This window comes from Phaeodactylibacter xiamenensis, from assembly GCF_965229835.1.
Classification (GTDB): domain Bacteria; phylum Bacteroidota; class Bacteroidia; order Chitinophagales; family Saprospiraceae; genus Phaeodactylibacter; species Phaeodactylibacter xiamenensis.
In genome coordinates, this window is the sequence record NZ_OZ245931.1 from 5,755,128 (window position 1) to 5,776,653 (window position 21,526).

13 protein-coding genes are annotated in these 21,526 nt (G+C 55.9%); all 13 read left to right on the forward strand.

Annotated features, from left to right (window positions below; translation table 11 throughout):
- Window positions 1-21: 21 nt before the first annotated feature.
- The 13 genes from ACO08I_RS21840 (at window position 22) to ACO08I_RS21900 (ending at window position 21,497) form a co-directional block, all read left to right on the forward strand.
- Complete coding sequence (locus ACO08I_RS21840; RefSeq protein ID WP_421947095.1) at window positions 22-660, forward strand: hypothetical protein; 639 nt, start codon at window positions 22-24, stop codon at window positions 658-660.
- Window positions 661-696: 36 nt separating this feature from the next.
- Window positions 697-1,881 carry a hypothetical protein gene (locus ACO08I_RS21845; protein WP_421947096.1) on the forward strand — a complete coding sequence of 395 codons (1,185 nt, stop codon included), beginning with the start codon at window positions 697-699 and terminating at the stop codon, window positions 1,879-1,881.
- A gap of 35 nt (window positions 1,882-1,916) precedes the next feature.
- Window positions 1,917-4,100, forward strand: coding sequence for a hypothetical protein (locus ACO08I_RS21850; protein ID WP_421947097.1), 2,184 nt, complete (start codon window positions 1,917-1,919; stop codon window positions 4,098-4,100).
- Window positions 4,101-4,110: 10 nt separating this feature from the next.
- A complete protein-coding gene (locus ACO08I_RS21855; RefSeq protein ID WP_421947098.1) occupies window positions 4,111-5,565 on the forward strand; it encodes a sulfatase-like hydrolase/transferase in 1,455 nt (484 codons plus the stop codon).
- A gap of 3 nt (window positions 5,566-5,568) precedes the next feature.
- The gene (locus ACO08I_RS21860) at window positions 5,569-7,116 is read left to right on the forward strand and encodes a S8 family peptidase (protein ID WP_421947099.1); all 1,548 of its coding nucleotides are present in this window, start codon (window positions 5,569-5,571) and stop codon (window positions 7,114-7,116) included.
- 76 nt (window positions 7,117-7,192) lie between these two features.
- Window positions 7,193-7,567: a hypothetical protein gene (locus ACO08I_RS21865; protein ID WP_421947100.1), complete on the forward strand. Its 375-nt coding sequence runs from the start codon at window positions 7,193-7,195 to the stop codon at window positions 7,565-7,567.
- 104 nt (window positions 7,568-7,671) lie between these two features.
- Window positions 7,672-7,866, forward strand: a complete 195-nt coding sequence (locus ACO08I_RS21870; RefSeq protein ID WP_421947101.1) for a hypothetical protein — start codon at window positions 7,672-7,674, stop codon at window positions 7,864-7,866.
- 84 nt (window positions 7,867-7,950) lie between these two features.
- On the forward strand, window positions 7,951-8,178 hold the full coding sequence (locus tag ACO08I_RS21875; RefSeq protein WP_421947102.1) for a hypothetical protein: 228 nt from the start codon (window positions 7,951-7,953) through the stop codon (window positions 8,176-8,178).
- A 3-nt stretch (window positions 8,179-8,181) separates the two neighbouring features.
- Window positions 8,182-8,994 carry an Eco57I restriction-modification methylase domain-containing protein gene (locus tag ACO08I_RS21880; protein ID WP_421947103.1) on the forward strand — a complete coding sequence of 271 codons (813 nt, stop codon included), beginning with the start codon at window positions 8,182-8,184 and terminating at the stop codon, window positions 8,992-8,994.
- Entirely contained in the window at window positions 8,994-9,233 is a 240-nt protein-coding gene (locus tag ACO08I_RS21885) for a hypothetical protein (RefSeq protein ID WP_421947104.1), read from the forward strand. Before ACO08I_RS21880 ends, ACO08I_RS21885 begins: the two co-directional genes overlap by 1 nt.
- A 10-nt stretch (window positions 9,234-9,243) precedes the next feature.
- Window positions 9,244-13,326 (forward strand): GNAT family N-acetyltransferase, encoded by a 4,083-nt coding sequence (locus ACO08I_RS21890; protein WP_421947105.1) that lies wholly within the window; start codon window positions 9,244-9,246, stop codon window positions 13,324-13,326.
- A 1-nt stretch (window position 13,327) separates the two neighbouring features.
- Window positions 13,328-17,464: a helicase-related protein gene (locus ACO08I_RS21895; protein WP_421947106.1), complete on the forward strand. Its 4,137-nt coding sequence runs from the start codon at window positions 13,328-13,330 to the stop codon at window positions 17,462-17,464.
- 13 nt (window positions 17,465-17,477) lie between these two features.
- Entirely contained in the window at window positions 17,478-21,497 is a 4,020-nt protein-coding gene (locus ACO08I_RS21900; protein ID WP_421947107.1) for a zeta toxin family protein, read from the forward strand.
- The last annotated feature ends 29 nt before the right edge of the window (window positions 21,498-21,526 follow it).

A 21,526-nucleotide genomic window follows, 5' to 3' on the forward strand; every position in this document is an offset into this window, starting at 1 on the left:
GAATGAAACAGATATAAAGCTATGAAACACTTCGCAACAGCGCTATTGCTATGCCTGGGCTTCACTGCCCAGGCACAGTTCCGCCTCGTCTCCAATGGAATCCCTGCCTGGTCCGTTGTAGACGATTCGACCTACACGGCAACGGTCAGCTTCCATGCAGACCAGACCGGGTTTGGCTACCTGCCCCTGGCAATTGCAGACACTTTCCGGTTATTCACGGGCACAGAGCAGTTGTACCAGGTGGTTGCGGTAGAGAACGCCACTTTTTTCAGTGCGGATCTGACTGTTACCGAAATCACCAATGAATATACGGCTACCAATGGCCCGCCAATCGGGCAGGTGCTGGCATTTGATCCAAACGGGCGGGAGACGGTGCCGCAAAACCCCTTCGGCAGCACGGGCAGTACCGCGCAGCTGCAGGCGGCTATCGATACCTACAACGCACGGGTAACGGGCACCCCACAGCCCCCCGGCAACCTTCATTTTAGCGGGGCTTTCCGGGGTGACGGCACCAAAGCAGCGCCCTACGGATTTTACGATTATTACCTCAACCACCCGGATGCAGCAGGCAATGGCGTGCCCCTCGGCGGGGCCTACAAAGCTCAGCTGGGCAACACCATGGGCGCCCCCTGGGGTATGCTCATCATCCGGGCATATTGATTTTTTCATCCTGACAATATCAACCTGAATCAAACTATGAAACAGCTATTTTCTATTGCCGTGCTACTGCTCTTCGCTCAAATGGCTTTTGCACAAAGCATTACCGGCGGTTCCGGGGTCTGCGTGGTCGACGGCGACCCGGACAACATCCCTTCCATGCAGCAGCAGGACGCGCGCTACGAGTGCGTGATGGCCTGGGACAATACCAATCAGGCCCTCTACCTCTATGACTCCACAGCTACTTCCGGCAACCGGTGGACCGCCGTGCCCTTGTCTGATGTGGTGGATACCGACACCCGCCTGGACAACCCACGGGTATCCGGCACCGACCTGGTCTTTGACCTGTACGATGAAAAGACCGATACCGACATCGGGGACATCTCTGTGCCTATTATCGACATCGCGCCTGTGCAAGGGGTAACTGCCGGTACGGGCATCAGCATTACCGATGACGGCAACGGCAACTTCACCATTACCAATACAGCTACCTCTAACGGCACGGACGAGCTGCAGACGCTGTCCAATACCTTCCCCGATGGGGCGACCGGGCGTTTCACCCTCAGCGACGGGGGCGGCAGCGTAGACGTGGTGGAAGGCACCGCCATTGACATCGCCGATGACGGGTCCGGCAATATACAGATCACCAACACCGCGCCCGACCAAACAGTGGGCGTTACCGGGGGCACCGGCATCAGCGTATCCGGCACGTACCCCAACTTTACGATCACCAACAGCAGCCCCTCAAATGCTACGGATGAGGTGCAGGACCTCAGCCTGGCCGGCAACACCCTGAGCCTGACTCAGGATGCGACCCCGGTCGACCTGAGCGCCTACCTGGACAATACCGATACGCAGGACCTGTCCATCTCCGGCAACGACCTGAGCCTGACCGATGGCGGCACCGTGACCATTGACGGCGATGCCAATAACGAGGCACAGACCATCTCGATCGGCGTGGCTACGGGCACCGCCGCGGTGAGCCTTTCAGACGTGGACGCCATCGACGGGGGCACCGTCAGTTTCATCGAAGGGGACGGTATACAGATCACCTCCAACGGCAGTAACGGCGCCAATATCATCAATACCGAATTCGCGGCGGTGGAAGCCGATGACCATGCCGATGCAGGCGTGCAGGGCGTAGCCATCGGGGAGTACTTCTACACCTCCGCAGGCAATACCATGGGGCTGCCGGCCGGCACCAAGGTGCGCCGCGCATTTTAGCACAAGAATATTTCTTAACCGGGCAACACTCATCCATGAAGTTTTATGCCTTCGTTCTGCTGGCTTGCTTTTCGGCCCTCCAGGTAAAGGGGCAGGCCCTGGCCGGGGGCGCTGGGGTGTGCAAGACCACCGGCGACCCCGACAACATCCTGAGCATGCAGACGCAGAACCAGGAATACGGCTGCTCTATCGCTTTTGACACCGTCAACAGCGTAGTGTACGTCTATGACGCTACAGCGCCCATAGGCAGCCGGTGGGAGGTCTATGCCCCTTCCGGCAGCGGCGGCGGTATCTGGCAGGTACAAAACTCCACCAGCCTGGCTGCCGATAATACCTCCAATAACTACCACCGGGGCAGTATTGGCATTGGCGACTTCAGCAGCACGACCATTGGCGCGAGCTTCCATTTGTACAGCCCGAATATGACCATGCGCCTCAGCGACAGCTGCAGTACCGATCAGTGCGCGACGCCCCTGCTGGAGTTCTACCGGGGGCGCAATACGAGCCTGCTGGGGCGGGTGGGCTACCTGAGCAGCGCAGACAACGACTTTTCATTTATCAACAACCTGGCGGCCGGCAAGCTGAAGTTTGGCACCGACGCCACAGTCAAGCTGGAGCTGCTCGCCAGCGGGCAGGCCCGGCTCAACCAGTACACGTCCAGCACGGCATTCACCGGCACCGCCGCCGGTTACCTGGCCTTTGACGCCAACGGCTATTTGATCACGGATTCTGGCACGGGCGGCAACACTTCTTTTGCCGCCCTGTCGGATACGCCGGGCAGCTATACGGGGCAGAGCGGGCAGTATGTGCGCGTGAATGCCACAGAAAACGGGCTGGAATTTGCTGCCGTAGCCGGTGGCGGGGCCAGCGCCTTCACCGGGCTGAGCGATACGCCCGCTTCCCTGAGCGGGGAGGGCAGCAAGTATGTGCGCGTAAACGCAGGCGGCACTGCCTTAGAATTTGCTACGGTCACGCCGGGCGGTGGCAGCGGCTACCCGGCCGTGCAGGTCCCCAACGACAGCCTCACCTTGCGCTACGACTTCGGCGGGCAGGAAGAGGGGCTGTTCAAAGTCAATATGGGCACCCGCGACCGCTGGGAGGTCGTGCCTTCCAACCCGGCATCCGGCGTGGCAGCGGAGTATTCCCTGATGTTTACCGAAGTCGGGCTCAACGATACGGTGACTTTCCCGGAAGAGTTCCTGTATGTGCTGGACAGCATGCCCATCGGCAGCATAAATCTGAAAAGCAGCCTGATCCAGGACTTCTGGTACGATGGGCAGTACTACTGGACCTACGGCAGCCTGGGCAATAGCCTCATAGGCGTGCCGACCTGCTCGGACGGCGTACAGAACGGGGACGAAACCGGCGTGGACTGCGGCGGCAGCTGCCCGTCTTCCTGTGGCGGTGGCGGGCCGGGCTACGATGCCGATTATCAGGCGATACTGGATTATGCCACCACGCAGGGCTATACGCTGCCCAGCCAGACGGTGCGGGACTCCGGCAATGCTTTTGTCGAAGACTTGAAGGCCATTGGCGTATGGGACAGCCTTGATGTGCTCTATGTCTTTGCCACTGATGGCGGGCGGGATTTTGCTAAAATCAACTGGAAGGACCCGGACGGCAATTACAACTGTACAGAAGTCAATTCGCCAACCTTTACGGCGAATGAAGGCTTCAAGGGCAACGGCACGAGCAGCTACCTGAACACCAACCTTAATTTGAATGCCGATAGCGCCAGCCTGAACTTCTCAGCGGATAGGGGACAGATCTACATGCACCTGAACGAGACCTGGCCGGCTGCTTCTGCGGCATGCGGGGCAAGGCTGGACGCAACCGTGGACAATGACCAGCAGGTCCTGATACAAAATAACGCCAGCAACCAGACGCTGGTGCGCATTAATTCCCACTCCGAGACGACCGGCGACCACGAGTACCTGCTGGTCACGCCAAGCGGGCTGTCGGGCCGGTATTTCTGGTCGAGGGACGATTGGACAACGCTGTCGGCTTACCGCAATAAAACACTGGACGGCACCGACAATACCAGCGTGACGACCGGGCTGCTGCCCAATCAGGACTTGTTCATCCTGGCCAACAATACCGGCGGTACAGCCGGGCAGTTCTCTGCAACCGAAGTCTCCATTTTCCTGCTGGGGGTAGCCGGCCCCTCCAAGCTGGCGCAGCTGGATGATGAATGGGGCGACTATTTTCAATCACTATAACCCAAAACAAATGCACCTGCTCTATACCCTTAGCTTATGCTTACTGGCAGCGCTGCCCGCCCTGTCCCAGGACGCCCCGAATATCATCTTTATGATGGCGGACGACCTGGGCAATGGGGACCTGAGCTACAACAAGGCCAAGTACGATACGCCCAGCATCGATTCTCTGGCAGAAGCAGGCGTGTACTTCGAGCGCTTCTACACTTACCCCGGCTGCACGCCCACCCGCAGTGCGCTGATGACCGGGCGCCACCCCCTGCGGCAGGGGCTCTGGCAGGTGGTCATTGGGCGGTATGACGACTACTGCCTGCCGCAGAGCGAAAACCGGTACATGCTGCCCCGCCTGCTCAAGGAAGCGGGCTATCAGACCGCCATTATCGGCAAATGGCACCTCGGGCATATGTACCCCGAATGCCTGCCCCACGCCCGGGGCTTCGACTACCAGTTCGGCAGCAGCTACGGCTTACTGGACTACTACGACTGGTCGTATGAGAATGCCGAGGACTGCAAGGAGAACGGGAGCCATTATGCGCCCTCCCGGCACCCCGGCGCCAATAAATACTTCACGGACGTCATCGCTGAAAAATGCGAAGACTACCTCGACAGCTGGGCGGATTGCAGCTCCAGCCCCTTCTTTTTGTTCGTGCCCTTCACGGCGCCCCACGTCGCGCCCTACGGCAGCGGGGCAGCACGCCTGCAGATACCCGCCGACAGCCTGGCTAATGCGCCCGCTACGCTGACCACTACCCAAAAGCGCTACTGGGTAATGATGAAGCAGCTGGATTATGCCGTCAGCCGCATCGTCAATAAGGTGCGCAGCCTGGGCATAGAAGACAATACCATCATTATTTTTGCCAGCGACAACGGCGGGGACGTGGACTACGCCGGGGACAACACCCCGTTCCGGGGCGAAAAGGGCGACCTGACGGAAGGCGGCATTTGCGTGCCTGCCATTTGGTACCATAAAAATACTGTTACAACACACCTGGATATCGTCACTCCGGTACAAATCGAAGATTTCCACCCCACCTTGCTCAAGCTTGCCGGGCGGGACATTTCCGATATCGAAGCCAGCCTGGACGGGGCCGACATCTACCCGCTGGTGCAGGGCAATGGCATCCCCGCCCGGATGTTCCTCAAGCAGTACCAGCCGGTGAATAATTCCACTTCTGCCAGCTGGGCAGTCATCAACGGCGATTACAAGCTGTGCAACAACTGCGGGGCGGGCACCAACCTTTACAACGTCGTTACGGACCCCAACGAATTTACCGACCTGAGCAGCGCACAGCCGGCCATACGCTCAGCCATGCTCAACTTCGCCCAAAGCTATCAGGGCGACGTGGTCAACCGCAGCAACAACAACGCCATCAGCCCGCCATCGGGCTGGAATACCATACAGAAGTGGGCCGTGCCCGAGACCTTCTACGACCCTGACTATTTCTATTACCGAAATCCGAAAAATTAAGCTATGAAACACTTTCACCGCTTGCTCCAAAAGCAAGCCCGGGAACATTACAAACGCCAACTGGAAGAAGGCTACGACGTGGTGCTGCCGCCCGAGCCGGTACTGCCGGCCAGCCAGTTCTATGCCACGACGAATACCAATTACCCTATTGAGAAAGCTCAGATCGGGGTGTTCGTCAAGCAGGTGCTGAAAAAGCATGGTATCCGCCGAAAAGTGCACATCATTGTGCTGGACACCGGTGCCAAGAGCCGCAACAAGTACATCGCCAAAAACTTCCGTGACCTGGGGCGTGACCACACCACCGATAATAACCCCTGGGACGAGCACGGGCATTTTTCCTTTTGTGCCAGCCAGGTGGTAGGCTTCAATGAGAACCCGGTAGGTGCCCTGCGCTATCCGGGCGTGCCGGACAACTGGTGGAGCTGGTCGGGCGAGAAGCTGCTCAACCGGGGCGGCTCCGGCATGTACGCCTGGATCAGCAGTGGGCTGGAGCATGCATTGGCTATTGCCGATCAGCTCAAAGCACAAGGCCAATCTGTCATTATCAGCAACAGCTATGGGGGGCGGAGCCGCAATCAGGAGGTGGAGGACTTATTCAAAGCCTTCCGGGAGCGCGGGCACTTTAGTTTTGCAGCTGCGGGTAATTCCGGGCAGGGGGGCGTCAACTTTCCGGGCAATATCACGCCTGATCAGTTGGGCGAGGCCTTATTCGCCATTGGGGCAGTAGACCGCAATGACCAGGTAGCGCCCTTCAGCAGCCGTGGGGAAGGCGTGGACTTTATGAGCTATGGCGTGTCCAACCTGGGCGCTGGGCCGGGCGAGAATGAAATGCGCACCGGCAGCGGCACCAGCTATTCCACGCCTTTTGCAGTAGGCTGCACAGCCCTGCTCCTTGGGGTGTTCCCGGAAATTGAGAATATGGCAGACCTGGAGTATGTCCTTACTTCCGGCGCTACCGACCTGGGCACGCCCGGCAAAGACAAGGACTACGGGCGCGGGCTTATCCGCATGGACAAGTTTGCCGAAGACGATCTGCCCGGGGACGAACCGGATGAGCCAGACGAGCCAGACGAGCCAGGCGATGAGCCGGACAACCCTGTCCCGGAGCCGGAAATGCCGCTGCGCCGCCTGGCTTTTCAAACAGCGCCCGGCGAGGCTTTCCATGTCAAGTGGGCGGTGATGGACAGGGCAAAGGCAGCAGCAGCGGGGACCCTGGCGGCAGCGCCCCAGCTTATCGACCTTGACAAGCCGCAAGCTTCAGCCTACGAATGGAAAAGCCTCTACCTGCGTGATGTCCGGGTGTATCTGGAGACTGATAAAACAGCGGCACAGGTAGAGCAGGAGCTTATTGCATTTCTGCGCAGCCACTGGCCCGACGGTCGGCGCGGTGTCCTCCTGGCCCCGCCTGCCGACCATCAGGAAGGCGGCTGGGCGTGCATGCACTTTGCCAAAATGTTCGCCAAGCGCGAGGGCTTTGCAGCCTACAGCATAGAAGCCAAGTGCTACCTGGAGGGCAGCCCGATGCACGTAAGCGTACAGAGCACCGATTAAGACATGTGTTGTTCAATCCGGCTGCCGGGAAGCCCCCGGGCGGAACGGCAGCTATTATTAAACCTGAAATAAAGCTATGAATACTCAAAATCAATTTGGCATCGATGCCTTCCGGGCCGGTGCAGAAGCCTCTGAAGACTTCTGGAAACTCTATGAGGCCATCTACCTCGATGACCGCAAAGTCAATGGAGAAGACCTGGTAGACCTGGTCCGCCTGGGCCCTGCTGCGGGGGCGAGCCTGGTACAATTTATCAATAAAGCCGGGCAGCTCGGCAAGGAATGGGACGACCTCAGCGATGAGGAGCTTGCTGAGATTGACGCCATCCTGATTGAGAAGGTCGGGAATACTGACCTGCGCGGTGCCATCAAGCACCTGCTCAATTTCAGCGTAGCTATTGACCGCCTGGCTGAGCAGCGCAAGCCTAATGCAACAGGCACAGCCCCACAGTAATTATGCGCTTGCCCTCAGCAGGGTGGGCGAAGCTTCAAACGGTCAGGCAGGGCATGGGCTCTGCCTGATCAAAAGCAAGTATGTGGGTAAAAAATTGAAAAAATATGGGGAATGTGGGCAAAACGGTGGGCAATGTGGGTAAAACGGTGGGCAATGTGGGTAAAACGGTGGGCATGATGGGGAAAGAGCCAAGCCCGGCCACTCAAAAACGCATTGCGGCCACTCAAAAAGACATCATGGCCAGTTATACGCAATACGAAGTGGCTTGCGACATCGGAGCAAGCCACTTTCCAGCGTAAATGCTGACATTGAGTAGGTTTGCTGTGGCAAACCACTTAATCGTCAGTATAAATGAAATTTCGGGCCACCAACAGGAGACTGATATGGCATTACCAAAAACAGAGGGGAAAAGCTGGGTACGGGAAAACCTGCTGCCTAACCAGGACAACTGGCTCAAATGGGCATACGCCTTCTTTTTGGGCTTGCCCGTTGCGGGAATAATACTGTACCGGCGGGGGCACCTGCTTGCAGGCCGGATTTTGATAGGGCTATTTATCCTACTGATCCTCATCAACCTGCTGGGCACTAGTGAAATCGGAGCAAAGAAATAAATTATGACCAACCGGCAAGCCTACGAGCTCAACCGACAGATCGAAGCCTTGATTGACCAAAAAGGCATAAACCCAACTGCATATTCAGCAGATGAGAAAGCCATGCTTAGCCAGTATTCCGGCTACGGCGGGCTAGACCAGTTTTTGGAAGAATCGAACGCGGGGATCCTCTACGAGTTTTTCACTCCCATACCTATAGTCAAAAAGATGTGGGGCTTGGCACTAAAACTTGGTTTCAACGGAGGCGAAGTCCTGGAACCGGCAGCGGGCAATGGGGTATTCCTTGCTCAGGTGCCCGCCCGGCAATACCTGGAACGGGATGCCGTGGTGACTGCCATCGAGCCGCAGCAGTACAGCTATGCTATTCTCCGTATCCTTTATCCCGAAGCCCGGGCTGTTCAGGGCGTCTTCGAGCAGCAGTTTATCAATGAGCGCATTAACGAAAGCGTGCGCAGCAATGTAAAGCCCGTCTATGACCTCATCATCGGCAACCCGCCCTACGGCTCTATACGGGGGCTATCGGGCGGCAAGTACATGAACATGGGCGAAAAGCAGTACACCAAAGCCCATGCCTACGACGAATACTTCATCCGGCGCGGGCTCGACTTGCTCAAGCCCGGCGGCATCCTGATCTACATCATCGGCTCAGAAGTGGCCAACGGCGGCGTGCCCTTTCTTCAGCGGGGCAACAGCCAGGTAAAGGAGGAAATTGCGGCCCGCGCCACCCTCTCGGATGCCTACCGCCTGCCCAACGGCGTATTCGACCGCACCGACGTACTGAGCGACATCGTTTGTTTCACCAAAAACGCAGCATAATGGACGCACAAGACTTACTCAATGACCTGAAAATCGCCATCAACGAGCAGCTGGACCAGTGCGAGGAAGACGAGACCGGCACCTTCACGCCAAAGGTGTGCACCTTCATCAACAAGCCCGGCGGGCGGGAGAAAATCGTGCAGCTCGTGGTCAACTACGTGGCAGAGGAAGGCATGACCATTGCCGAGGCGATTGACCACATCGAGCGCGACTTTAATGATAATCTAATGGAACACTAATCAGTTGCCAATGCGCTACCTATATAAAGACTATCACCTTCTGAAAGAAGGGGAAATCACTGGCTTTGACTTTGTTATACAGCAGGGTGCAGACGAGGGAACCTATGTCTCAGGTTTCAGCCAGGGCGGCGCATTCCCTGATTGGAAGGGAAAGGAAGATATAACGGGCCACCTGTTTTCTGTTGGTGTGGCGAAAGACAAACAGGGCCAGGGCGTTGGCACGGTCTTGATAACACTCGCGCTAAGATATATTTACTCGAAAGGGGTTGACTTATTCGTGACAGCACCCAACGAGGCATCCTCTGCTATTTTAGCAAAGCTTGAATCAGAAGGGGTTATTTCCTATAAACTAGGAAGTAAAAAGCCAATGGAAACGCGGCTATACCGCTTACTGCCTGCCATCCAAAATAAATTGCCGGAAGCGAAGCTGAAGAGCAGAGCAACAGCAGCTGAGGCCTTAGGCAAAACCATTGTGCTTTCCATGCCCAACGGCGAGAAGCGCGATGCCCGGTTCGCTATTGTGGAGCTGGACAGCGTGCTGGCTTCCCACAATGAGCAGACCTTTGCGCCTACTCCCGGCTACCCGGTAAACGAGCAGGGGCAGAACGTAAACGACCGCAACTACGAGGACGACGTAGCGGCACAGGAGCGGGTGCGGGACAATGCCCGCAGGCTTGACCCTTACCGCCTGCTGACTACGAGCCGGACACCATCGGGCAGCCCCATCGTCGCCGGGCAGCAGATTGGCGGCAAGTGGATTGTCGTCTCCGGCAACAACCGCACCATGAGCACCAAGCTTGCGGCAAGCCGGCACCCGGAGAACTATAAAGCCTACGTGGATGCGCTGTGCGAAGAACTGGAAGCCTTTGGTTTTTCAACTACGGGCAAAACCGAAAGGATAGACTGCCAGAACGGCAAACTGATTTACCTGCCCACGGGCGACGATTTCAGCATCAACAACGATGCCTATCAATTCCGGCAGCCTTTGCTCGTGCGGATCGACTACGGCTTCCCGGCTTTTCAGACCCGGGAGCTGGCCAAGTACAACCAAAGCACGATGAAGGGCAAGCGGGCGGTGGACAAAACCATCGAGCGCAGCAACAGCCTTAGGGAAAACCCGCTGTGTCAAACCCGCATCCCGGCTATGCTCGACCAGCACGACCGCATGAGCGATTTCTACGCCGACCGGACGGCCCAAAAACAGATGCTCGAAGCCCTGCTACAGTGCAACATCATCACGGAGCAGTCCGTCCCCGAATATTATGACGAGGGCTACTTCACAAACGCCGGAAAAGAACTCGTAGAGTCAGTCCTGGCGGGCGTAGTGCTGGAAAAGGCGGCACTGAAAGCCGCCGAGCGTGACGGCATCAAGCAAGCCCGGCGGGTGGTGGTGTACGCCATGCCCGTACTGGTCAGCAACAGCACTTTGCCCGGCAGCGCTAACCTGATACCCCACATCAACGATGCCATTCTGTACCTAAACGAGATGAAAGCCAGCGGGCTCCCTTTCGACCAGTTTATCAATCAGGGCGCTCTGTTCTCAGAAAAAGAATGGCACCCAAGGGCGATCTACCTGAGCCGCCTGATGTCCCAGGGGCAGCGCAAGTTTAAAACCGCCATCAAGGCTTTCAATGAGAGCGTCCGGCGCAACACGGGTGCAGCGCTGTTTTCTGATGAAAACGTTACCCCTGAAGAAGCATTTCAGGCTTATGTAATTGATCACATACCGGCAGAGGAAGCCCGGCTGATCGAAGCGTATGCCAATGCCCCCAAACTGCCCAAAAGCCGCTACCCGGACTGGCTCTTTGTCGGCAACATGGGCGGCAGCACGGTCTACGCCGACCGCCGAAAACGCAAAAACGGCGACTACCTGAGCATTGCCCACCTCAACCCGTACAACGGCGAAGCCACACGGCTGATCAAACCAACCGACAAGGATTACAGCCAAGACTATGAACTCGTTTACCAGCTCGCGGAAGAGGATGGGGCTGAGCTGAAGCCCAAAAAACCATTGTCGGAAAGGGCTAAACGGCTGCTTAAAAAAGCAGATGATTTAATAGAAAGCGAGCAGCCGCCAAAGCCTGCGCAAAGAAAGTACAAAGCAGGCGATAAGGTCATCGACAAAAACGGCAAGCAGGGCGAAATCATAAAGCCAGTCACTGACGGGCATAATGAAGATGTGGTAACACCTGCCTACATCGTTCGGTTTGGGGACAACAAAAGCTATAAATATGAGACTGGCCTGCAACCGGCTGAGGAGGCTATAGAAACCTACCGCGTTTACCGCTATTTTTTGGATATGCTCACCGAAAAGTTTGGCGCATTGCTCCAATCGGAAGCATGGGATATTTTGCAGAGATACCTGGATAGCGAGCCCAGGGGGCTGATGGTAGACGAAGTGGTCAAAAAACAAATGGTACACGCGCTGGCCCCCATGATATTTGAAGGGCAGTTCACTGTAAAAGACCTAAAAGCGGCACTCGATGAAACGCTGGAAGGCCTAAACCCCGGCCTGCCTGATTATGGTAAATATAACGGTACCGGCTACCATATCCGCGACTACATAATGGACTATGTGGAAATGGAGGCCAACGGAATGATCGGAACAGAAAACGAAAGGCTCTCCAGCCTGGAAGAAGAGGGCGAAGCCCTGCGGGAGGAAGCACGTTCTCTCCTGATGCGGCTGCACAAAGATTACGCTGCTGCCCCGTTCCGGTATTATGAAGACACCCTGCCCCGGATAACCTCGCCCGAAAAGGTGGAAGAAGCCCGCCAAATGCTGAGCGAGCTGAAGCAGATCGACAGTAAGGAAGCCTTTAAAGCCTATTTCAACGGAAAAGTTGATTTGCCAAAAGATGAGCGATATGGCGATGACATAACTCCTGATACCCGCCCCGGCGATTACTTTGTTTCCGTGCACGGCCAGGGGCAAAAGCCAAGGCTGGCTCTTGGCCCTTTTAAAACCCACAAAGAGGCCATCAGCCAGGTAGAGGCAGTCCGGCAATATATGCTGGAGGCTGACCCCCAAGGGCATTTTTATGGCTACGGCACAGCCCGGCAGGAAGAAGGCAGCGGCAATAATGGATCACTAAATAACCGCCTGGGCTACGGCCCAGTTAACCAACTACCTATGGAAAGCGGAATACCAAGAAAGACAGAAATTATTGTGTCCCACGGCATACAAGTGAAGCTTACTGACCACGGCGGAAGAGAGAACAAATGCCGGATGCCCGGAGGCGGTTTCCGGATTTCAAGCCTGCAAGCCACGTCCGGCAGCAACCCCTACATGCAGGACTATTACAAAGCCGTTTGCGAAGCCGCCCGAAGGTACGGCGGGGTATATTACGAAATTGATGGCCCGTTACAAGAGATTGTCAATAAACTGAAGGGCGGGGCATTAGAAAACGGGAAGCCATCTATCGAAATTTTGACGGGCTCACACACCCTCACTTGCGGGCGTGCTTACTACAAAATCAACTATATAGGCGATATCCTCCCTCCCCCTGTCATGACTTCTTACGAAGAGATATTCATGGACGAATTTGGCATTTCTCAAGCCGTAGCTCATGAAATATGGCAGCGGGCAGTATATGAATATGGCAGCCCCCTTGATGACGTCAGCCGGGCAGAGCTAATCCGGCGCGGCAGGAGCCAGCTTCAATCCTATGAGTATGAGCGCAGCGAAGAAGGTTACAAGTATTTGCAGCAACTCAGCCGGGAGATGTTCGCCAAAGAGAAACCCGTTGAGCCCGTAAAGAAGCCCTTTGAGCGCTACGTCGTAAATACTGTAGAATTTGTTCATGTGCCTGGCCCCGAAGCTCCTGACCGTTTCCAACTGGAGTTTCATGAGCGGAATTCCGATGAAAAACGGCACGTGCAAGTCAGAGATGCTTTTGAGCAACTTAGAGCAAGGCTAAGGTCAGAAGGCTTTGAAGTCACCGACTCCTGGATTTCTCAATTCGACCCTATTGACTGGGAAACATGGGGGCATATAGCGGTCAGCCTGAAACCTTCGCCCAAAGAGGCCTCCACCAAACTGCTGTTGGCGAAAGCCAAAAAGAAAAAGAAGCTCCAACTCCTAAAACTGGCATAGCATGATAGAAGCAATCATTAACGACAACTGGTATGTCCAGAACCCGGAAAAGATACTTGGCACGCCCTACCAGGCCACCGGGCGCTTCTCTGACAACGTCACGAAGTACCGGGGCACGATGGAAGACGTGATGCGCATCCCGGGCATAGCTTATGAGGCTGCAGACATGCTCTCGCCCCATATATCCAGCGAGCATACCGATACAGATGCGGCAAGGCTCAAAGTAGTGCAAACCGGCAATGTCCGCCGCGCCCTGAAAGTTTCCAAAAAAGAGCAAAGCGCCCGCAATCAGGCCAAAGCCGGTGAGCTGGATTTAATCACCTTTGACGAGATCGACCAGCGGTACAACAAACACCTGACGGATGCCCAAAAGGAAGTCTTTGTCTGGTACCAAACGAAGGTGCTGGGGCGTGCTATGGAAGGCGGGTGGAAGAAATACTACAACCCGGCTGCTCTGTCCAAAAAAGTAGTGCCCCTGGAGTGGGCCAAACAAGAGCTCGTGTACTGGTTTGACGATGGTTTCCTGCCAGCCTTCATCTACCTGTCCGGCAATATCGCTGAGCGCCGCGAGATGCTTGGCCAGGACCGGCCCAAGATTGAAAGCATGAAAGATGTCAAAACCATCTTTGAGCAGCAGTCTGCCGCCCTTGACCAGGTATGGAACCGGGTTGCGCTGCGCCGCAAGCGCCTCGATGCTGAGCGGATGGAAGACCGCCTGATCATTAAGCCGGTCAGCAACCTGGCCAAAAAATACACCATCAGGCACCTGAAAGGCGAAGTCCGGCTCAAAGCCAAAATCCGGCAAAACGGGCAGATCGACTACAGCCGTGCTTTGCAAAGAGGCATACAGCAGGAGCTCAAAGAGCCAATTTCCCTGCAGGGCGCGTTCGTGCTGTGGATGAGCGAGAATGCCCGGGAGCTGGGCATCCGGCGCGGGCTGACCTGGCGTTCCATCAAGGAGCTCTACCTGGAAAGCCGCAAGCGCGGGAAAGACGAAGACGTGCAGGAGTTCAAGCGCAACAAGTCCGCTGCCCAGCAAGAGGGCATCCGCCTGTTCTCGGACTTCCTTGCCAAAGCCATCACCGATGAAGACCGGCAAGCCATTGAGCGCATCTGGAATGAGCGCTACAATAGCGAAGTGCCGGTAGATTTAGACCAGGTGCCCATCGGCTTTACCATGGCCCGCATCTATAACGGCATGGAAATGGACATCCGCCCGGAAAAGCGGGAGGCCGTTGCTTTTGCCCAGATCAGGGGCGCGGGCTGCCTGGCCTACGGCGTGGGGCTGGGCAAGACCTGGTGCGCTATTTTCATCGCCGCCCAGTTCCTCGAAAACGGCTGGTGCAAGCGGCCCTTCTTTGTACTGCCCAATCAGGTCTACAAACAGTTTATGGGCGAGTGCAGGGGCATACTCCCGCACATCCCCCAAAATGACCTGTACAACCTCAGCGAAGCGTACCTTGAAAATATCCCGGAGGAGGGGCCCATGCCCGAAGGCTCCATCACTTTCCTGACCTATCAGGGCTTCAAGCGGGTGGGGCTGGACGATATGCAGGAACTGAACTTCTTCGGGGAGCTGATGTCTATTCTTGACCAGGAAGACCACCTTGCAACGGGCAAAGCGGCCGATAAAGCCTACGAGCGCCTCAAAAACAAGGTCGGGGGGCTGATCGGCGTATCGCAGATGGGCGCCCGGGCCAATATCGACCGCATGGGGCTCGACATGATGGTGGTGGACGAAGCGCACAGCGCCAAGAAGATCTTCACCACCGTAAAGGCCGAGGAGGAGGAGAACCTGGACAACGAAAAGCGCATCAAGCGCTACGATATCAGCTCCGGGGAGCCCTCGGCTATGGGGCTCAAAACCTTTATGGTCGCACAGTACGTCCAAAAGGTGAACCCCACCGGCAACGTCCTGCTGCTGACCGCCACGCCCTTTACCAACTCGCCCATGGAAATTTACTCCATGATCAGCCTGGTGGGGCTGCGCTATTTGCAGGAGCTGCAGCTGAAGAACCTCAAGCAGTTCTTCGACCAGTTTGTCAATACGTCCAATGAGCTGGTCTTCACCATTGCCCTCAACCCGGAGTTCAAGGACGTGTTCGTGGGCTTTTCCAACCTCGATGCCCTACAGTCCATCATCCGGCGGTTCTTCCTGTACAAGCAGTCGACCAAAAACCTCAAGCGGCCCAACAAGATCGTCCTGCCCCTGCGCCGCAAGGTGGTCAACGGCATGGAGATCAGGCTCGGCGGGAACGAGACGATTGAAACGGTACTGCCATTCAACGCTTACCAAAAGGAACGTATGGACAGCATCCTGGCCTACGCTGCCGGGCAGATTAGCGTCAATGAGGCTTGCCAAAATGCCAAGGTGGACTCAGACGACAACGGGGGCGGCGTGCGCATGCTCCGTGCGGCAGGCATGGCCAGAAAAGTAGCCTTCTCTCCCTACATTTTGGAGTGCGATGAGGAGACTAAAAACCCCGGCTCCCCCAAAGCCTTCATAGAAAGCTCAGCAAAGCTGGAGTTTATCACCGGCTGCATCCGCAGCGTGAAAGCCTACCATGAGCAGCAGGGCTCGCCTATGTCCGGGCAGATCATCTACAGCAATATGGGCGTAGAGTTCTTCCCCCTGCTGCGCGATTACCTGATCGAAAAAGTAGGCTTCCAGCCGCACGAGGTGGGCATCATCGTCAGTGAAAGCCGCATGAAAAAGATGGGCTTCAAGGACAAGCAGACGGTACAGAATGCCTTCCTGGGCCGCCGTTTCAACCCGGTAACACGCGATTATGAAGACATCCCCCACGAGTTCCGCTGCAAAGTGCTCATCGGCAGCGCCACCATACGCGAGGGCATCAACCTTCAGCGCTACGCTTCCTGCCTTTACATCCTGGAGCTGCCCTGGAACCCCACGGACGTCAATCAGCTCGAAGGCCGGCTTTGGCGGCAGGGCAATATCCACCGCAGCGTGCGCATCGTCAACCCGCTCATGGAGGACAGCATGGACATCTTCATGTTCCAAAAGCTGGAAGAGAAAACTGCCCGCATCAACGCCATTTGGGACTTTGACAACAACCAGAGCACGCTGGACACCCGCGACTTTGACCCGTCAGAGCTTAAGTACGTCCTGATCAAAGACCCCTTCCGTATCGCGGAGCTGGAAGCCAAAGAGCGCAGCCTGGAACTGGAAGACGAGATCGTTGCCATTGACTCCCAGCTCACCACCCTGGAAGGGCTGCGCAACGACCGCTATCAGGCATTCAACCGTTTGGAAGAGGTTGCAGAGGCGGTAAGCTACTACCGCGGCCTGCCGGAGGGCGCAGCGCAAGACCCCGACGAGATGCGGCGGCAGGTTTCCTATATCCTGCGCGCCAAAAAGCTCAAAGACGGGCGGCTGGTAGAAACGCTGCGCGAAGAGGTAGAGCGGGGCTATAAAATCAGCCATTACTACCGCAACCCCTACGAAGATGCCTGGATCAAGCCTGCCGGGGTAACGCCCCCCTATTGGTACTCCAACTGGAAAAAGAGCGTAGCAAAGTACAACCGGGCCGTGGTGGAAATCCTAAAGCCGAAAGGGCTGGACGACTCCGAAGAGGCCATCAAACAAGCGGTTGAGCAGCTCCAGGCAGAAAAAGAACAGAAGAAAAAAGAAAAGGAGGGCTTGCTCAAAGCAGAGCGCCTGCAGGAAAGAGCCGAAGAGATCAGGCTGAAAAAGGAAGCCGAGGGCATCGCTGCGGCTTCTATCGAAGCGCGGGTGGCACAGTTTGCACAGCTCAATTACCTGCTCGATGAGCTACGGGTGGAAGAGCCCCAGGAAAGCATCGCCGGTGAAGCGGCGGATGCCCTGTACCGGGCAGGAGAAACCGTAGGCTATGCCGGTAAAAAAGCCCGTGTTGAGAAGGCTTACCGGGGCAGCAATGGGAAGCTTTACTACCTGGTCAAACAAAGCTCCTATGTAGAGCTGGCCCTTGAGGCAGAGCTGTCCCCGAACAACGCAACTCAGCAAAAACGCCTGCAAGCCCGGCAGATGGGCGGCGTGCAAAAAGAGTTGCCGCAAATGGCTAATGCTAAGACAAGGATCCTGCTGGCCAAAGCCAGAAAACGCAAAAAACTAAAACTGCTGCAGCTCGCAGCCTAAAACTTGAACAGCTATGAAATCTAAGGCACAAGCGTACATCAAAACGATGGGCATGGACACCGAAAGCCTGCCCCAGAAATACCAGGAAAACTTTGAAGCCATGCGGGACTTCGAGGAAATACTCGATATCGCGGCGCCCGGTTCTGAAGACTACAGGGAAGCCCTCGCTGAGTGGGAGGACTACGACGAGCAGATCCTCGCGGCATTGAAAAGGGACTACCCGGCCCAGCAAGGCTATGGGGGCACCCTGCGCTGGAACTGGGTCAAGGAAGGGGAAGAAGTGCGGGTGGACTGGGACCACCCCGAACGGTACGTAGCCGGGCGGTATTACATTATGCTGCCCAAACCTGCTGAGGGCAAGCTTGCCACTTACGAAAAAGTAGGCGAAGGCGATATCGAATTCCCCGGGCAGGATAAAAGAATACAGGAACTGCTCGCCCGCGCACCGCAGTGGGTGAAAGCCAAGACGCCCAACCCGGAGGAAAAAGAGGGGCTGGCCAATGTCAACCGTGAGTTCCGGCAATACATACAGAAGCGGGATAGCGAAATCACAAAGCTCCCCGATTCACTGCCCTACATGAAGGGCGACAAAATCGTCGATGTAAAAGGCAGAGAGCATAAAGTCTATATGGTTGTCGATGATGTCCCCTTTGCCATTTCCACCCGCCACCAAAGAGACGATGGGCACAAGCTCACCTTCCTGGAATACTACGACCGGGAGGCCAAGCTTTGGAAAAACGACGGCGAGCCTTACTACCATACCCACGCGCCAACTGAAGCGGAGATCCGCGCACGCCCCCGTGGCTTCTTTGAAGAGCGCCCCGAAACCATGCCCCCGGTGGATGAAAAGGGCAACCGCCGTATTGACAGCCAAGCCCTGGATGCCCTGGAGGCGCACCTGGAAAAGCTGCCGCAGACCAAAGACCTGCACTCGGAGTACGGGGAGTACACCGATGAGCGGAAAAAGCTGCACGATAAGATCATCAAGGAAGAAGTTGAAGGCAACACCTGCATCCGCCGCGAAGCCCCCATCGCCATACTGACCGGTGGGCTGCCGGGCTCCGGCAAGTCGACCTACATCCGCAATAACAAAGACTGGATGGACAACCCGGCCATCTTCAAAGTTGATGCAGACGACATCCGAGCCAAACTACCGGAATACGAAGGGTGGAATGCTTCTCAGACCCACAGCGAAACGCAGGATATCGTCAAAACCCTGCTCGGCAAAGTAGGCAAGTTCGGCTGTAGCTATGATGTCATTTACGATGGCACCATGAACAAGTCCAAAAAGTATAAGCCCCTCATCGAAGTGCTCAAAAAGGAAGGCTACCGGGTATTCATCATGTTCCTGAAAGTCGATAAAGCCACCAGCCTGGAACGGGCAATGGGGCGCTATCAGAAGTCCGGGCGCTACGTCCCCCGCTTTGTCATCGAAGAGGGCGTACAGAATGGGCTAACGGCTTTTGAAGAGCTCAAAGGCATGGTAGACGGCTACGTGCTGATCGACGGCAAAACTCAAAAAGTGCTGGAAAAGGGCGGGGCAGAAATCCCCGATGACCGGGACTACAGCAAGCTGGACGATCAGCCGTCCCAAAAAACAAGCAAAGCCAAGCCCGGCAAAAAAGCCAAAAAGGTCTACAAAAAAGACTACTACGCCGCCATGGACAAAGCCCATCCGGGGCTCAGCAAAGCCCAGGTCAAAGGCATGAAGCAAAAGGACTACGAAGCGCTGATGGACAAGCTGGAACAGGGCGCGAAGGATATGGGGCTTACAGCAAAAAAAGCGTCAGAGTATGCGGAGGCTTACGTCAGCGTGCATTTGCCAAAAGGCAGCACGGCCCAAAAGCCTAAAGGGTTCACACCACCTCCTTCCATGGAAGTCTTTCTGGTCATGGACCAGCCGGAAGAGCCGGGGCAGTATGATCTGGAAGATGCTGACCTCTACCTGTCCAAAGAAAAAGCCCTGTCCAATAAAGACGAAGGCATAGCAGTGATGGCTTCGCTCGATATTGAACAGTGGATGGAAGACAACGAACTCTCTTTCGAGTCTGAAAAAGACTTATTGAAAGAAGTGCAGCAACCGGGCTGGTCATGGGATGGTGTGGTGTCTATTGAGGAGGAAATTGATTACCCGGAGTACACGCCACCGGAAAGCATCAAAGCCTACGGGGTGCTTAGTTTCGTAGACAAGGAAGAAGATTACTATGAATACGATACACTGTCAATCGAGTTCAACAAGGGCCTTGTCGTTAAAACAGCGAAGGATTTAGGCCAGTGGGCGGTAGAATTGGACTTCAAAGCCGCAAAATGGCTGGACAGGCTCAAACAAGAGGGCGGCCCGGTTCCTGTAATACAGTCTGTGGATGACCTGAAAACCGAAATCCGGGGCGGAGGGTATGAGTACGATGAGGGCATCGTTACTATCGGCAAGGTATTGCATAACCCGGACGATCTTTCCAATTTGAGAAAAAGCACAGGCGCTGAGCCTTCAGCAGGCACTAAGCCTTCCTTTTCCTGGCGTACCGCTGCGGACACCTCCAAGCTGATGCCTATTCTCAACCACTGCCAGGAGTACGCCCTGAAGGTAGACAAGGACCTGCCCGTGCAGCTCAAAGGCACCGGTAAGGAAAGCATAACGGTAACCGCCCAGAAAGGGGAATACCTGATCTTCGACGATAAAGGGCATCTGGTCTACGTGATGAATGCGGCAAGCTTCAAGCGCAAGTGCATCGAAAACACTACTCTCGAAAAACACCTGAAGGAGAAGCACCAAACCGCGCCCAAGCCCAATGACCGGCCATTGCCCAAAGCGCTGGAAAAATACCGGGGCGTATTCGGGGATTACGATGGGGACGGCGTACTGAACGTGGACGACCCCGACCCCTACACGCCAGGCGACGGGACAACCGTGGAAGAAGTTAAGCTGGCCGATGAGATCGAAAAGATCATCGACTTCCGAAAGGATTACGATACTGCCCGAAATGAGTTTGTGGAGATCCTCAAAAAGCATGCAGAGGGCGAGACGGATATCCTCAGCCGTACCAAAACGCCATACTCTATCATCAACAAGCTCCGAAGAAAGCGGCTGGCCGGCAAAAAGGGCTTAACAGATGTGATCGGCACGATGGTCGTCTTCCCGGACCAGAAAAGCCTGGAAGATTTCAAAGATAAGGTCAATGCCGGGAAGCTGGGCGAAGTCCTGGAATTCGATGACTACTACAAAAAGCCACAGGCCGGCTACCGCGCCTACCACTGGAATGTCGTCTATAAAGGCTCGCCGGTGGAAATACAAGCTAAGACCGAGCGGGTGAAGAAGATCGCCAAAGCCAACCACACCCTTTACAAGGAAGGCAAAGACGATGCCGAAAAGCTGGGCGCGCTGATGCTCCTGGCCAATCAGGCAGACAAAGGCGATCAGGAGGCCATGAAGAAGATCGACCCGGTGCTGAAAGACCCTAAGGCGCTCAAACAGTACCTGACGGAGAAGAAGATGGAGGCATCAAAGCCAGCCAAAAGCGAGCCCAAACAGAAGGCTGCCCCTATGCCTAAAAAGCAGGTGGGCACTAAGCCAAAGGCTAAACCGTCTCCATCCAAGCCCAGCCCTATCGCTGCAGTAGAGGCGGAGATCAAAGACCTGCGGCGGGCCCAGAAAAAGCCGATGACCGCAACTGCCCGGTCAGCCTTCCGGGCCGAGTTTGCAGACCTGGCCGAAAAGAAAGCCCACAAGTACTATCTGGCCTACATCAAAAAGCAGCTCAAAAGCGCTGAAGAAGATGGCGTAAAGCTCAGCGAAGCACAGGTCAAAAAGCTTGGGCAGATGATACAGCCATTGCTCCAAAGCGAGCTGGGGGCCTTGCAGGATATCCTGGGCGCCAACAAAAAGCGGCTGAAACCGACCTACGAGAACTTGCTGCGGTGGACAGAAAACCCCGGCGGCTACGACCTGATCGGTGTAGACACCACTGAAACGGGTCCTACCGTCAAAGCCCGCAAGCCAAAGTCGCCAGCTATTTTTGAGCTGCTGGGTCTGTGATTGGAGCACCTGCAATACGCTATGAAAAC